This window comes from Paraburkholderia sp. SUR17, assembly GCF_029536165.1.
GTDB lineage: Bacteria > Pseudomonadota > Gammaproteobacteria > Burkholderiales > Burkholderiaceae > Paraburkholderia > Paraburkholderia kururiensis.
Genome location: NZ_CP120509.1, coordinates 2,761,244 through 2,774,724 on the forward strand (window position 1 = coordinate 2,761,244; position 13,481 = coordinate 2,774,724).

13 protein-coding genes are annotated in these 13,481 nt (G+C 66.8%); 9 read left to right on the plus strand and 4 right to left on the minus strand.

The window, feature by feature from the left end; translation table 11 throughout:
- Positions 1-53: 53 nt before the first annotated feature.
- The 3 genes from P2869_RS29540 to P2869_RS29550 form a co-directional block, all read right to left on the minus strand.
- Positions 54-962 (minus strand): substrate-binding domain-containing protein, encoded by a 909-nt coding sequence (locus tag P2869_RS29540; RefSeq protein ID WP_026121429.1) that lies wholly within the window; start codon positions 960-962, stop codon positions 54-56.
- A gap of 44 nt (positions 963-1,006) precedes the next feature.
- Positions 1,007-1,429: a c-type cytochrome gene (locus P2869_RS29545; RefSeq protein ID WP_026121428.1), complete on the minus strand. Its 423-nt coding sequence runs from the start codon at positions 1,427-1,429 to the stop codon at positions 1,007-1,009.
- A 209-nt stretch (positions 1,430-1,638) separates the two neighbouring features.
- Positions 1,639-3,465: a methanol/ethanol family PQQ-dependent dehydrogenase gene (locus tag P2869_RS29550; protein ID WP_026121427.1), complete on the minus strand. Its 1,827-nt coding sequence runs from the start codon at positions 3,463-3,465 to the stop codon at positions 1,639-1,641.
- Positions 3,466-3,930: 465 nt separating this feature from the next.
- Here P2869_RS29550 and P2869_RS29555 point away from each other — a divergent pair, with 465 nt between their 5' ends.
- The 9 genes from P2869_RS29555 to P2869_RS29595 all read left to right on the plus strand — a co-directional run bounded on the left by P2869_RS29555 (position 3,931) and on the right by P2869_RS29595 (position 12,426).
- Complete coding sequence (locus P2869_RS29555) at positions 3,931-4,323, plus strand: 4a-hydroxytetrahydrobiopterin dehydratase (RefSeq protein WP_017774785.1); 393 nt, start codon at positions 3,931-3,933, stop codon at positions 4,321-4,323.
- Between the two features lie 405 nt (positions 4,324-4,728).
- Complete coding sequence (locus tag P2869_RS29560) at positions 4,729-5,754, plus strand: beta-ribofuranosylaminobenzene 5'-phosphate synthase family protein (RefSeq protein WP_277598827.1); 1,026 nt, start codon at positions 4,729-4,731, stop codon at positions 5,752-5,754.
- 60 nt (positions 5,755-5,814) lie between these two features.
- On the plus strand, positions 5,815-6,765 hold the full coding sequence (locus P2869_RS29565) for an NAD(P)-dependent methylenetetrahydromethanopterin dehydrogenase (RefSeq protein WP_126875348.1): 951 nt from the start codon (positions 5,815-5,817) through the stop codon (positions 6,763-6,765).
- A gap of 35 nt (positions 6,766-6,800) precedes the next feature.
- Complete coding sequence (locus P2869_RS29570) at positions 6,801-8,039, plus strand: ATP-grasp domain-containing protein (RefSeq protein WP_277598828.1); 1,239 nt, start codon at positions 6,801-6,803, stop codon at positions 8,037-8,039.
- Positions 8,014-9,036 carry a methenyltetrahydromethanopterin cyclohydrolase gene (gene mch, locus P2869_RS29575; RefSeq protein ID WP_277598829.1) on the plus strand — a complete coding sequence of 341 codons (1,023 nt, stop codon included), beginning with the start codon at positions 8,014-8,016 and terminating at the stop codon, positions 9,034-9,036. Before P2869_RS29570 ends, mch begins: the two co-directional genes overlap by 26 nt.
- Positions 9,037-9,137: 101 nt before the next feature.
- Positions 9,138-10,124 (plus strand): RimK family alpha-L-glutamate ligase, encoded by a 987-nt coding sequence (locus P2869_RS29580; RefSeq protein ID WP_277599876.1) that lies wholly within the window; start codon positions 9,138-9,140, stop codon positions 10,122-10,124.
- Between the two features lie 57 nt (positions 10,125-10,181).
- A complete protein-coding gene (locus P2869_RS29585; RefSeq protein WP_277598830.1) occupies positions 10,182-11,147 on the plus strand; it encodes a triphosphoribosyl-dephospho-CoA synthase in 966 nt (321 codons plus the stop codon).
- Between the two features lie 144 nt (positions 11,148-11,291).
- On the plus strand, positions 11,292-11,801 hold the full coding sequence (fae, locus tag P2869_RS29590) for a formaldehyde-activating enzyme (RefSeq protein WP_017774778.1): 510 nt from the start codon (positions 11,292-11,294) through the stop codon (positions 11,799-11,801).
- 163 nt (positions 11,802-11,964) lie between these two features.
- Positions 11,965-12,426 carry a hypothetical protein gene (locus P2869_RS29595; protein WP_126875351.1) on the plus strand — a complete coding sequence of 154 codons (462 nt, stop codon included), beginning with the start codon at positions 11,965-11,967 and terminating at the stop codon, positions 12,424-12,426.
- 226 nt (positions 12,427-12,652) lie between these two features.
- On the opposite strand, the gene P2869_RS29600 is transcribed toward P2869_RS29595, so the two are convergent.
- Positions 12,653-13,174: a dihydroneopterin aldolase gene (locus P2869_RS29600; RefSeq protein ID WP_277598831.1), complete on the minus strand. Its 522-nt coding sequence runs from the start codon at positions 13,172-13,174 to the stop codon at positions 12,653-12,655.
- Between the last annotated feature and the right edge of the window lie 307 nt (positions 13,175-13,481).

A 13,481-nucleotide genomic window follows, 5' to 3' on the forward strand; every position in this document is an offset into this window, starting at 1 on the left:
GTCACGCCACGAGTCACGCAACGAAGCATCCAACGCCCCCACTCGCGCCGCCCTCATGGCGACGCGGTCGAGTTGCCCGCCTGGGTGCCGGCGGGCTTGAGCAGCGGCACTTCGTAGCTCGTGAGAATCTGGTCGATCTTGTCGTGGTGCGCGCCGATCCATTGGTCGATCTTGTCCTTCCAGTCTTTTTCGCCGTAACGCACGCCCATCGATATTTCGTAGTCGAAACGGATACCGGGCGTGGCCGGGAACGGCACGATCTTCACGGTGTCGCCGGCGCGCTTCGCGAAGTAGCCGGCAATGGGCCCCCACAGGAACGCCACGTCCACGTTGCCTGCGCGCAGGTCGTGTTCGATCATTTCGCCGGGGTAGTTCTGCGGGTCGCCGCTTTGCACCTGGTACGACACCGCCTGGTCGATCAGGTTGTGCGCGAGCAGCCAGTCCACCGCGGGCGTCTGCGTGAAGATGCCGAAGCGCAGCTTGTGCAGTTCGTCGGGCGGCAGCTTGAGCAGGTCGTCAGGCGTGTGGATGTTCGCCAGTTCCGGCCGGTTCGCGAACACCATCGCGTAGGTGGAATGCAGGTACGGCTGCGTCGTCGAGGTCATGTCATACCCCTTCGGCACACCGATGATGAGGTCGCATTTGAAGCGGCCCGTATTGTCGTCTTTCTCGCGCAACGTATGGCGCACGAAGCCGATGCGCTGCGGGAAATACGTGTACTCGAGCTTGTAGCCGAAGTCGCTCGCCATCTGGCTCGCGATCTTGTTCTCGTACCCTTCGCCCTTGTTGTTCGAGAGCGGCATGTTGTTCGGGTCGGCGCACACTCTCAGCACGCCGTCCGCGCCGTCGTTGTTGGGCAACGCGGGCCCATCGGCACGCACCGCTGCGCTCGCGAGCGCAGCGCAACACAAGGCTGCCGCCGTGAGCGCGGCGTGCAGCTGCATCCGTTTGCCATGACGCATCGAAACCTCCGGTGAATGGAAACGAGGTCGCCGTTTTGCGGCCGTCAGTTCGAATCGATGGCTTTCAGGTCGCCGGGCTTGATCTGGCCGTCCGAGCGCCCTTTCAGATACGCGTAGAGGTTCTCCCAGTTCTTCTGCATCATCTGGCTCGAACTGAAATCGGGCATGCCTTTGTCGACGCGGCCGCCGAATACAGTGCGATGGAATTCGGTCTTGTCGAGCGTCTTGAACGCATCCACGAGCGACGGTCCGACGAGCCCCTGCTGCTGTGCGCCGTGACAGCGTTCGCAGTCGAGCGCGCGCCAGGTCTTCCAGCCCTGCAGCGTATTGCTGTCGACCTTGTTGCCATCCACCACCTTGTACGCCACCTGGGCAACCTGAACACTGTTGTTCTGGGCGTATGCAACCGGTAGCAAGACTGCTGCGGAAGAAACCGCTGCCAGCAACAAGATTGATCTTCCTTTCATGCGTATGTCTCCTGGTTCTCTCTAAACACCTTGATGCAGCCGTCTATGCAACTGCTCGATGTGATGATGGGAGGTGGGTCTCGCGGCGGGCCGGCGGCGTCCGCTTCCCGTCTTTGCTCGTGACCCGCGGGGTCTGCCCCGCGGGTCTGACTTACTTCAACTGAGTTACTTCGACTGACTTACTTCGACTTCATGCAAAGGCACGCCGCTTACTCGCTCGTCGTGCCGCCGCCCGGAATCGCGAACACGAAGAGCGTGCCGCCGAGCGCCGTGTACTTCGCGAGTTCACGATAACCACCCACCGCGCCGAGGCCTTCCGTCGACTTCTGCAGGCCCGCTGCCATGCCGATGCCGGCCCAGCCGCCAATGCCCGAGTAGACGCCCACGTACTGCTTGCCGTTGTAGAGGTAGGTGAACACGTTGCCGATAATCCCGGACGGCGTCTTGAAGCGCCACAGTTCCTTGCCGTCCTTGATGCGCACGGCCTTGATGTAGCCTTCCAGCGTGCCGTAGAACGCGACGCCGCCTGCGGTAGCCAGCGCGCCGGACCACACCGAGAAACGCTCCGGCTTCGACCAGACGATCTTGCCCTTCGCCGCATCCCACGCGATGAAGTTGCCCATCGCGCCCTTCTCGCCCGGGCCCGGGTACATCGACAGCGTGGCGCCCACGTACGGCTGGCCGGACACGTAATCGACGTCGAACGGCTCGTAGTCCATACAGACGTGGTTGGTCGGCACGAGGAAGAGGCTCGTGGACGGATCGAACGCTGCGGGTTGCTGGTCCTTCGAACCGAGTGCGGCCGGGCAGATGCCCTTCACGTTGTGATCCGCGCCTGCCTGCTGCGTGGAGTACGCCACGTTGCGAACCGGGAGCCCCGTCTTCAGGTCCACACGGTCGGCCCAGTTCACGGCCGGGTCGAACTTCTGCGCGACCAGCAACTGGCCCGTGGCACGGTTCAGCGTGTAGCCGAAGCCGTTACGGTCGAAGTGGACGATGGCGGGCACTTTCTTGCCGTCGATCGTGAGATCCGCGAGGATCATTTCGTTCACGCCGTCGTAGTCCCACTCGTCATGCGGCGTCATCTGGTAGACCCACTTCGCTTCGCCCGTGTTGAGGTCGCGCGCGAAGATGGAGAGCGACCACTTGTTGTCGCCGGGCCGCTGCGTCGGGTTCCACGTGCCGGGGTTGCCGGTGCCGTAGTAGACCAGGTTCAGCTTCGGGTCCCACGAATACCAGCCCCACGTCGTGCCGCCGCCCAGCTTCCACTGATCGCCCTTCCAGCTCTTCACCGACGAGTCCGCGCCCACCGGCACCATCTTGCCGTCCGCCCAGGTCATGGTCTTGTCGGGGTTCACGAGGATCTCGTTGTCCGGGCCCGTCGAGTACGCCGTCCAGACCATCTTGCCGGTCTTGATGTCGTACGCGATCAGACGGCCGCGCACGCCGAACTCGCCGCCCGAAATGCCGGTGAGCACCTTGTCGCCGAACACGTGCGGCGCGTTGGTGTTGGTTTCGCCCGCCTTCGGATTGCCGTTCGTGGCCGTCCACACGACGTCGCCCGTCTTCGCGTCCAGCGCGACGAGTTTGGTGTCGGCCTGTTGCAGGAAGATCTTGCCGTCGCCGTAGGCGAGGCCGCGGTTCACCGTATCGCAGCACATCACGGACACCACCTGATCATCCTGCTTGGGCTGGTATTGCCACAGGAACGTCTGGTCCTTCAGGCTGATCGCGATGACCTTGTTCGGGAACGGCGAGTGGATGTACATCGTGTCGCCGATCACGAGCGGCGAGCCTTCGTGACCGCGCAGCACGCCAGTGGACATGGTCCACGCGACCTGCAGCTTGCCCACGTTGTTCTCGTTGATCTGCTTGAGCGGGCTATAGCGGTGATTGGCGTAATCGCCCGCCTGAGCCGCCCAGTTCGCAGGGTTCTTGATCAGGCCGTCCAGCTGCGGATCGGCATTTGCAGCGATAGAGCTCAGGGCCGCCGATGCTACGACGGCAAGCCCCAAAACCAAGGTGCGTAAGTTCATGTCCCCTCCAGAATTGTCTTGCTGTTCACTGAACTCAAGAATGGCCCACGCTACCTGGTCGCATCGGCGCGCCTTCTCGATGGGGGTAACGATATGCGAGCGCGCCCGATCGATGCCGGGCTTCAACACGCGAGACGGCCCGACGCATATTCCATGCCGGAAATGGAGCGCGATTTCGCGGTGACCCCGACGTAACCCACGCGGTCCGCGCGGCAAGGCCGCTGCTGCGTGCCGCGCAGACCGCACTGCCTTCGTCTCGCGCGGGCGGAACACGGCGAGGAGAACGCGCGCCTGTCACGTGCTCGCCTGGCTGCGACGCAGTGCGCGGCACATACTGTGTCAATTCCGGCATACGTGTGCGGCGCGCCTGCCCCGCAACCTCCCGGCGCGATGCGCGAAGCATCGTGGCGTGGCGCTTGCACTGCTGCCGGAGCAGTCCGTTCAACCTTTCGTGGAGCGACCGTCATGGCAAAAGCAGAGCACGTCTATAGCGACGAGGAAGTGCAGCAGCGCCTCGTTGGCACACTGCAGCATTGGTATCTGGAAGACGGATGGCTGCGGCGCAAATACCGCACCGAAGGGTGGAAGGGCACGCTGATGGTGGTGAACGCCGTCGGGCATCTGGCCGAAGCGGCGTGGCACCACCCCGACCTGACTGTCTCCTATGCGTTCGTCACCGTGAAGCTGAAGACGCATAGCGCGAAGGGAATCACGGACAAGGACTTCGCGCTCGCCGAAAAGATGGAGTCGTTCATCCAGTGGCAGCCGGCATTGGAAGGCGGTCCGCTGGAAGGCACGCCCGCCGACGATCAACGCTTCCGTTATATCAAGTACGACGCGCCGAAGGCTGGGAGTTGAGTGAACGATGGCTGAGTCGCGCGAGGTCCAAGCCAGGTTCAAGCCAGGGTCCGGCCAAGGTCCGGCCTGGGTCGGGCCTGATTCAAGCCAGCCTCAACCCGCCACGAGCCTGATGCGAGGCACGCGTCCACCAGGCTCAAACCCAGGTGACATAGTGCGCCTCGCCCGACGCAAAGCGTCGAGCCCCGTTCACACCTGAGCACACCGGCACGCCCGCCGGCCTGCCGCTCGCGCCCCGCCAGACGGGCGCGAGCACGCTGGTACGCGTTCTGCTTCGGGGGTCGCCAGCCGCGCCGCGCCCGCGTCGGCCACGAGCCCCCGGGCGCGGTGCCTGTCGCAGCGCGATGGCCGTTCTGCGGCAGAGCTGTCGCCAGCCGCCCTGCAACCCCTCTCAGGACACCCGCGATGCCGCTTCACATTCGCCGCCTTCCACCCCAGGCCTGCGTGACGGTCGATGCGCCCGCGCGTCTGCATCTGGGTTTCCTGGACCCGAGCGCTTCGCTCGGGCGCGCGTTCGGCAGTCTCGGGCTCGTCATCGACGGCGAGGGGACGCAGATCGAGGCACGGCATGCGGAACACGAACAGATAGAAGGCGCGGCGACGCAAGCCGAACGCGAGCGCATCGCCATCTGTCTTGAACGCTTGAAGGCCGCCTATGGACCCGTCACGCTTGCCATCCACGTGCGCCGCACACCGCGCGCGCATACCGGTCTCGGCTCGGGCACCCAGCTCGCGCTGGCCGTGGGTACCGCATTCGTGCGCCTCGCCGGGCGCGAGGCGACGAGCGCGGAGCTGGCGACACTGCTGGGACGCGGCATGCGCTCGGGCATCGGCGTGCTGGGTTTCGATTCCGGCGGCCTGCTGCTCGACGCGGGCCCAGGCGAGCCGCCGCGCAACGCCGTTGCGCCGCTGATCTCGCGCCAGCCGTTTCCGGACCGCTGGCGCGTGCTGCTCGTCACCGACCATTCGCGCGAAGGCCTGCACGGCGCGCAAGAGCGCCGCGGGCTTGCCGCGCTCGCGCCGTTTCCGCGCGAACTCGCGGCGCACCTGTGCCACGTCGTGCTGATGCAGATCCTGCCGGGCGCCGCCGAGGCCAACTTCGCGCCGTTCGCGCGCGGCGTCACGGACATGCAGCAGACCATCGGCGAATACTTCGCGCCCGTGCAAGGCGGCGTGTTCACGAGCCCCGACGTGGAGCGCGCCGTTCGCGCCGTGGCCGCGGAACGCCCGGCCGGCATCGGACAAACGTCGTGGGGACCCACGGGCTTCGCGATTGTTGGCTCCGCGCGCGACGCGGAACTCGCGCTCGCCACGGCGCGCGAGGCGACGCGCGGCATGCCGCACATCGACTGCGCGATCGTGGGCGGACGCAATCGCGGGGCCACGGTACGCGCCGCCGAATCCCGGCAACCGCGCGTGGACGCGGCATGACAACGCCCTCCCGCCCCCGCGGCCAGACACCGAATTCAACACTCCAACGAGCCCGCTGCCATGTCCGACCCGATTGAAAGGCCCTACATCCTGCACATGTTCACGGCCACGCCGCAAATGAGCCCGTTCGACGTGAACATGGCCGCCGACGCCGGCTACCAGGTCATCGTCCCGTACTGCAACGTGGACGGCACGATGGTCACGAACCTGACGCAGGACGCCATCTTTTCGCGCGGCCCGAAGGGCGTGTCGCGCACCGGCATTTTCATTGGCGGACGCGACGTGATGCTCGCCGCCGACATGCTCGACACCGCGCGCAAGGCGATGGTGCCGCCGTTCGAAGTCTCCGTGTTCGCCGACCCGAGCGGCTCGTACACCACCGCCGCGGCGCTCGTCGCGCTCGTGGAGCGGCACCTGCGCAAGGAGTTCGGCATGGAGCTGGGCGGCAAGCGCGTGCTGATTGCGGGCGGCACCGGCGCGGTGGGCCGCGTGGCGGCGGCAATGGCGGCCTCGCTGGGCGCGGACGTCGCCATCGCGAGCCACGTGGACGCCGCGCGCGCCACGCGCGTGAGCGACGAGATCAACGAACGCTTCGGCATCAAGACCACGGGCGTTTCCACCGCGACGCCGCAGGCGCTGCGGCAGGCGCTGGCCGATACCGAAATCCTGCTCGCCACCGCGATTGCGGGCATCCAGGTGGTGAGCGCCGAAGACCTCGGGCATGCGAAGCGTCTTCTGATCGCCGCGGACGTCAACGCCGTGCCGCCCGAAGGCATTGCGGGCGTCAACGTGATGAACGACGGCAAGCCGCTCGCGTCCGCACCGGGCGCATCCACGCCGGGCACGACCGCGGACGGCGCCATCGGCATCGGCGCACTCGCCATCGGCAACGTGAAGTACCAGGTGGAGCACCGTCTGTTCGTGCGGATGCGCACGGCCGGCAAGCCCGTATATCTGGGCTTTCCCGAAGCATTCGCCGAGGCCCGCGCGGTGGCGGGCGAGCTCGGCTGAACGCCGCGCTCACCCGGAACGCACCAACGCCCGATATGGCCCACACGATTGCGCGCCCCTCGTCCTCGCAAGCGCCCTTCGTGGCGGTGGCCGGGCTGTCGGCGCGCATGCTCGCGCAATCGGCGGCGCGCGCCGGGCTGCGCGTGGCCGCGCTCGACCTCTTCGGCGACCGCGACACGCGCGAGGCATCGGCAATCTGGTTCGACGTGAGCGGCCCCGCGAGCAACGGGCTGTGCATCGACGGCGCGCGGCTCGTGGATGCGCTGCAACGCGTCACGCGGCTGCCGAATCTGCTGGGCTGGATCGGCACGAGCGGCATCGAACCGCTCGCACGCGAGCTTCTGGATGCGCCCGGCTTGCCGCGCCTGATCGGCAACAGCGCCGAGGCAACGGCCGCCGTGCGCGAGCCCGAACGCTTCTTCGCGCTGCTCGACGCGCTGCACATTGCGCATCCCGCCGTCTCGTTCACGGTGCCTGAGGTACTGCACGGGTGGCTCTTCAAGCGCGCGCACGGTTGCGGCGGCACACACATCGAAGCGGCGGATTCGCTCGACCGCGGCGCGCTTTTTAGTCTCAGCAGCGAGAAGCGCGGCTATTTCCAGCGGCACAGCGCGGGGCGTTCGCTCTCCGTGCTTTTCATCGGCGCGCGCGGCGAGGTGTCCATTCTCGGCTTCGCGGAGCAGCTCACCTGCGCGCTGGGCAACCTGCCGTTCGTGCATGCGGGCGCCATCGGCCCCATCGATCTGCCGCCGCGCGTGGCCGCCCAGGTGCACGAGGCCGTGAGCGCGCTGTGCGCCCACGCGGGCCTCACCGGCATCAACAGCTGCGACTTCCTGCTGGACGGCGACGCCATCCAGGTGCTCGAAATCAACGCGCGCCCCTCGTCCACCATGACGCTCTACGAAGCCGTCTGGCCGCACGCGTGGCCGCGCGGGCTGCTCGCCTGTCATATCGATGCCTGCCGGCGTGGAAAGCTGCCCGACCCCGCACCCGCGCATGCCGCCTGGCGCGCCGGGCAACAGGTGCTGTTTTCCCCGCGCCGCTTCGTCGCGTCCCAGGCGTTCAGCGACGCGTGTCTGCACGACCCCGCGTGCCGCGACGTGCCGATGCCCGGCACGCTCGTCGAAGCCGGGCAGCCGGTCTGCACGCTGGTTGTGCGCGCGCCCGCGCTTGCCGAGGTGCATCGCGCGCTGACGCTTCAGCGTGACGCCGTTCTCGAACGTATCGAAACCTGCCACGAGCCCGACTATGCCTTCATCCACTGCCACTCCTGAAACGGCCGGCACCGCGGCGGCGCCCGCGTTGAGCGTCAATGCCCGCAGCGAAGCGCTCGTCGCGCAGTTAGTGGGCGACGCCGCGTACTACGGCGTGGCCGTCTCGCACACCGACGACGGCACGGTGATCGTGGATGCCGGCGTGGATGCGCGCGGCAGCGTGGAAGCGGGCGTGCTGGTGGCGCGCATCTGCATGGGCGGCCTCGGCCGCGTGGCGGTGCACGGCGACTTCGGCAGCGAACCGCTGTGGCCCACGATGATCGACGTACACACGTCGTCGCCGGTGCTCGCGTGCCTCGGCAGCCAGTACGCGGGGTGGAGCCTTGCGGCGTCGAAGGAAGAAACGGGTGGCAAGAAGTTTTTCTCGCTCGGCTCGGGGCCGGCGCGCGCGCTGGCGGTGAAAGAGCCGCTCTTCGGCGAACTCGGCTATCGCGACCGGCACGACCGCGGCGTGCTCGTGCTCGAAGTGGACCGGCTGCCGCCGAAGGTGATCGTCGACAAGGTGCTGCGCGACTGCGGCCTCGCCTCTGACCGGCTCACGCTCATCGTCACGCCCACTTCGTCCGCGGCGGGAACGGTGCAGGTGATTGCACGCGTCGTGGAAGTGGCAATGCACAAGGTGCACGTGCTCGGCGTGCCGCTCGACGAAGTGGTAGAAGGCAGCGGCTGCGCGCCATTGCCGCCGCCTGCGCCGGACGGCATCGAAGCCATGGGCCGCACCAACGACGCCATTCTCTACGGCGGCCGCGTGCATCTCACGGTGAAACACGACGCGGTGGCGAAGCGCCTCGCCGCCGAATTGCCGTCGTCGTGCTCGCGCGACTACGGCCGCCCGTTCGCGGAGGTCTTCAAGTCGTTCAACTACGACTTCTACCAGATCGACCCGGCCCTCTTCGCGCCCGCCGAAGCGTGGGTGAGCAGCCTGGAAAGCGGCGCCACGTATCGCGGCGGACGCGTGGATGCCGCCGTGCTCACCGAGCAATGGCGCGAACAATGACGCAGGCAAAGCAAGACAGCATGAGCGATTCCGATACGACAAATCTTTCCGAACCGCCGCGGCTGACGCATGGCGGGCATCACGGCGTGCGCGTCGCGATCATGACCGACGAGACCGGCTGGCACACGGGCCGCCTCAAGAACGCGTTCCGCGCGCGCGGCGTGGAGGCGCGTTGCATCGACCTCGCGGCATGCCGCATCGACACCACGTGGGCGCCGCACGGCCTCGCACTGCCCGGCTATGGCCACACGCTGCCCGACGCGGTGTTCGTGCGCGGCATTGCGGGCGGCAGCTTCGAGCAGGTCACGCTGCGGCTCGGCATTCTGCACGCGCTGCGCGAAAGCGGCGTGCCCGTGTACAACGACGCGCGCGCCATCGAGCGCAGTGTCGATAAATCGATGACGAGTTTTCTGCTGCACCGCAACGGCATCGCGACGCCCGCGACGTGGGCCGGCGAATCCACGGCGTTTGCGCAGCGCGTGTTGATGCGCGAGGCGGCCGCGGGGCGCCAGGTCGTGCTCAAGCCGCTGTTCGGATCGCAGGGTCGCGGGCTCAAGCGGTTGGGCGCGAAGCGTACGTCAGGTGCGCGAGGCGCGCAGGTGGAAGCGCTCACGCCGCTGCCGTCGCTAGCCCCTTATCAGCACGTCGCGTATCTGCAGCGCTATGTGGAAGGCGCGCGGCCCGGCTACGACTGGCGCGTGATGGTGATCGGCGGGCGGGCCGTGGCCGCGATGCGGCGCGTGGGCGGCCGCGGCTGGATCCATAACTTCGCGCAGGGCGGACGCTGCGAGCCCGAGTCGCTCGACCCGGCGCTGACGCGCACCGCCATACACGCGGCCGATGCGCTCGGGCTCGACTACGCGGGCGTCGATCTCATTCCGAATCCCGACGACGCGAACCGCCCGCTCGTGCTCGAAGTGAACGGCGTGGCGGCGTGGCGCGGGCTGCAATCGGTCACCACGGTCGACCTCGCGGCGGCGCTCGTCGACGACCTGCTCGACCGCAAGCTCGCCGCGAGCCGCGCCGCGCTCGCGCGTGCGAACGAGCCAGGCGACGCGCCGCCGCTGGCGGCGTCGCCGGCCGCGTGAGGGTGCGCGCCACCGCACGTGCCACCACGTGCCACATAACGCGCCATCAAACACACCATGACCTCACCGCCCACGCCATTCGACCTTGCGCGCGAGGCGTTTCTTGCCGCGTGCCGGCTCGACGTGGAAACGCCGAAGCCCGGCAACGTCAGCGTGGAAAGCGCGGGGCACGGCATGACGGCCGCGCAGTTTCTGGCCAGTGCGCAAGCCGCCGCCGGTCCGTTGTTCGCGCACGGCGCGCCTGTGGGCAAGCGGATTCTCGACGCAGTGGCACGCACGCGCGAAGTGGCGGGATGCAACACGAACCTGGGCATCGTGCTGCTCGTCGCGCCGCTTGCTGCCTCGCTTGCTACCTCGCTTGCTGCCTCGCTTACTGCCACGCTCAACGAACGCGACGAACCAGACGAGTCCAGGGGCGAAGCGCTCACCGCACAGCGCTGGCGCGCTGCAACAGAACGCGTGCTCGCGCAGCTCACCGTGGACGACGCACGCGACGCCTATCGCGCCATCGCGCTTGCGAATCCCGGCGGTCTGGGCGACGCGCCGGAGCAATCCGTCCACGACGCCCCCACCGTCGATTTGCGCGCCGCCATGCAACTGGCCGCGCAGCGCGACAGCATTGCGCGGCAGTACGCGAACGGCTTCGCGGACATCTTCGAAACGGGCCTTGCCGCCGTAGACGAAATGCCCGCCGAGGCACCGCGTCTGGTCACGCTCAACGTGTTCCTCACGTTCCTCGCGAGCCATCCCGATTCGCACATTGTGCGCAAACACGGCATGGCGCTGGCGCAGAGTGTCACGCTTGCGGCACGCGCGCAGCACGGCCGCTGGCGCGCGGCGGCCACTCAAACGCCAGACCAGAGCGCATTGCGTGACCTCTATGCATGGGATACCGAACTGAAATCGCGCGGCATCAATCCCGGCACGAGCGCCGACCTGACTGTCGCCACGCTGTTCGTGGCGGGCCGTCTCGCGCCGCAAGGCTGGGTGCGTGCACCGGCTGCGCGCGGCGACGAGACATGAGCGTCGCGGCGCGCGAACTGGCACGGAAAGTGATAGCTAAAGCCACCGTTCTTCACCACGCTCCTGCACGCTCGGGGACCTCAAACCAACGATGCAGACGGCAACCACGCAGTCAGCAGATCCATTCACTCATGGAGGAACAGCATGGCCAAGATCAATCGCGTCCTGATAGGAGAGTCGCTGGTCGGCGACGGTAACGAAGTCGCGCACATCGACCTGCTCATCGGACCGCGAGGTTCAGCTGCAGAAACGGCGTTCTGCAACGCGCTGACCAACAACAAGGACGGCTTCACGTCGCTGCTCGCCGTCGTTGCGCCGAACCTCGTGACCAAGCCGCCTACGGTGATGTTCAACAAGGTGACGATCAAGGGCGCGAAGCAGGCCGTGCAGATGTTCGGCCCGGCACAGCACGCAGTGGCGCTCGCCGTGGCGGACAGCGTGGAGGACGGCACGATTCCTCAGGACGAAGCGGACGATCTGTTCATCTGCGTGGGCGTGTTCATTCACTGGCTCGCCGACGACGACAAGAAGATCCAGGAGTTCAACTACAAGGCCACCCGCGAGGCGATCCAGCGTGCCGTGGCCGGGCAGCCCACAGCGGCGGAGGTGGTGTCGAAGAAGGCGAGCGTGGCGCATCCGTTCGCAGCGGGTTGAAGCGAACCGCGCCCGCCACGCACGTGGTGGAAGTCAGGAAGTGAGAAGCCGGGAATCGCCTGGGCCACGTCCAGCCACGGTTCCCGGCATGTTGCGTTGCCGGTGCGGCTGCACGTTGCTGCACGTTGCTTAAGCCGGCACGCCAGCCATTGAGGGGGAACAGATGACGAGACGATCCCGTATGTTGCTGGCCGGCGCGTGCGTGACGCTCTTCGCACCGCTGGCATGGGCACAGCAGAACGGCGCTGCCCAGCAGGCCGCAGCCCCGCCGCAGGATGCACAGGCTCAGGCAAAGGCGCCGGCAGGCGGCTACGACTACCCGACCGAAGGCCGCGTGGAGTACGTGCTCTCCTGCATGGACGAGAACGGACACGACTTCGTGAACGTCTACAAGTGCTCGTGCGTGATCGACAAGATGGCGACCGCGTTGCCGTATAACGACTTCATCGACCAGTCCACGTTCGCGAAGTACGCCACGCTGGGTGGCGAAGGCGGCGCCGAGTTTCGCGTGGATGAAGCGAAGCGCCAGACGAAGAAATTCCGCACGCTGCAGGCCAACGCCTATCACGCCTGCGGGCTAGGCTCGCAGACCACGGCATCTGCCGCAGGGGCCACGGCGAAGTAGCAGGACTTACTGCGAAGACCACTGCGAGGGCTCACTGCGGAGAACGCACTGCGGGGCGAAATGCAGGGACGCCCCGCGTGAGCCGCATTGTCGGCGCTCATTGCCGGCGCGTGCTGCTGCAACGCAGCGGACGAGGCGCGCTGATACGTACCTGCTGATGCGTGTCTGCTAACACGTGCCGAAATGCGGCGAGCCGGCCCTGTATGCCGTGCGCGGCTCGCCCGCCTCAGTTGGGCACGAGCCCCGCGCCAAGCGACGCGAAACCTTCCAGACTCATGCGCGGCGCATCCGAACCGCTGCGCCGCCGCTCGATCTGCACGCCCACAGCCGTCACGTCGTCGAACTTGGCCGGCTTGGCAATCGACACGCGCACCCACGCCGCGCCGAATTCGCCGATCAACAGCTGCGCCACGGCCTCTGCGAGCGCTTCGAGCAGCGTCAGACGATGCGTGGCGAGCAGCGCGAGCAGCGCCTCACGCACCGCTGCGTAATTCACGGTGTCTTCTATGCGGTCGGTCGTGCACGCGCGAATGCGCGGCAGCCCGATGGCAAGGTTGATGCGTACCGGTTGGGCAGCATCCTTTTCCTCGCGGTCTATTCCAATAATGGTTGGGGCCACGAAGTTTTCGACGAACACAATGTCCATCTGCTCCGGCATCGCCTCAGTCGCCTGCGAGCGCAGGTGCACGTGGCTGTCCGTTGCGGCGTCGGCAAGATTCACGAGGCGAAGGCTTTCGATACGATTCATGTTGTGCTGCTCCGCCGCGCGCGGCTCGTTGAAAAGGGACAGTTCCCGGAAAAGCGAAGCACTCTGTACCAAACCTGGCACAGCGACTTTCGTTTTGCAGGCCCGACTATGGGCTGAACAGCAAAGAGCAAAAATCGGGCACACTGTGCGTCCCCCGTGCGACTGCTTATTGAACGGGAGCGCCATCCGGCGTAGAGTTTTTTAAGCGGCCATGTACAGATAGAACCCAGATTCATGATGCATGGCCGTTGGCTGCGCATGCGGGCGCGAGAAACCGCAGTGCAACAAGTGGACGAACATTATCGAT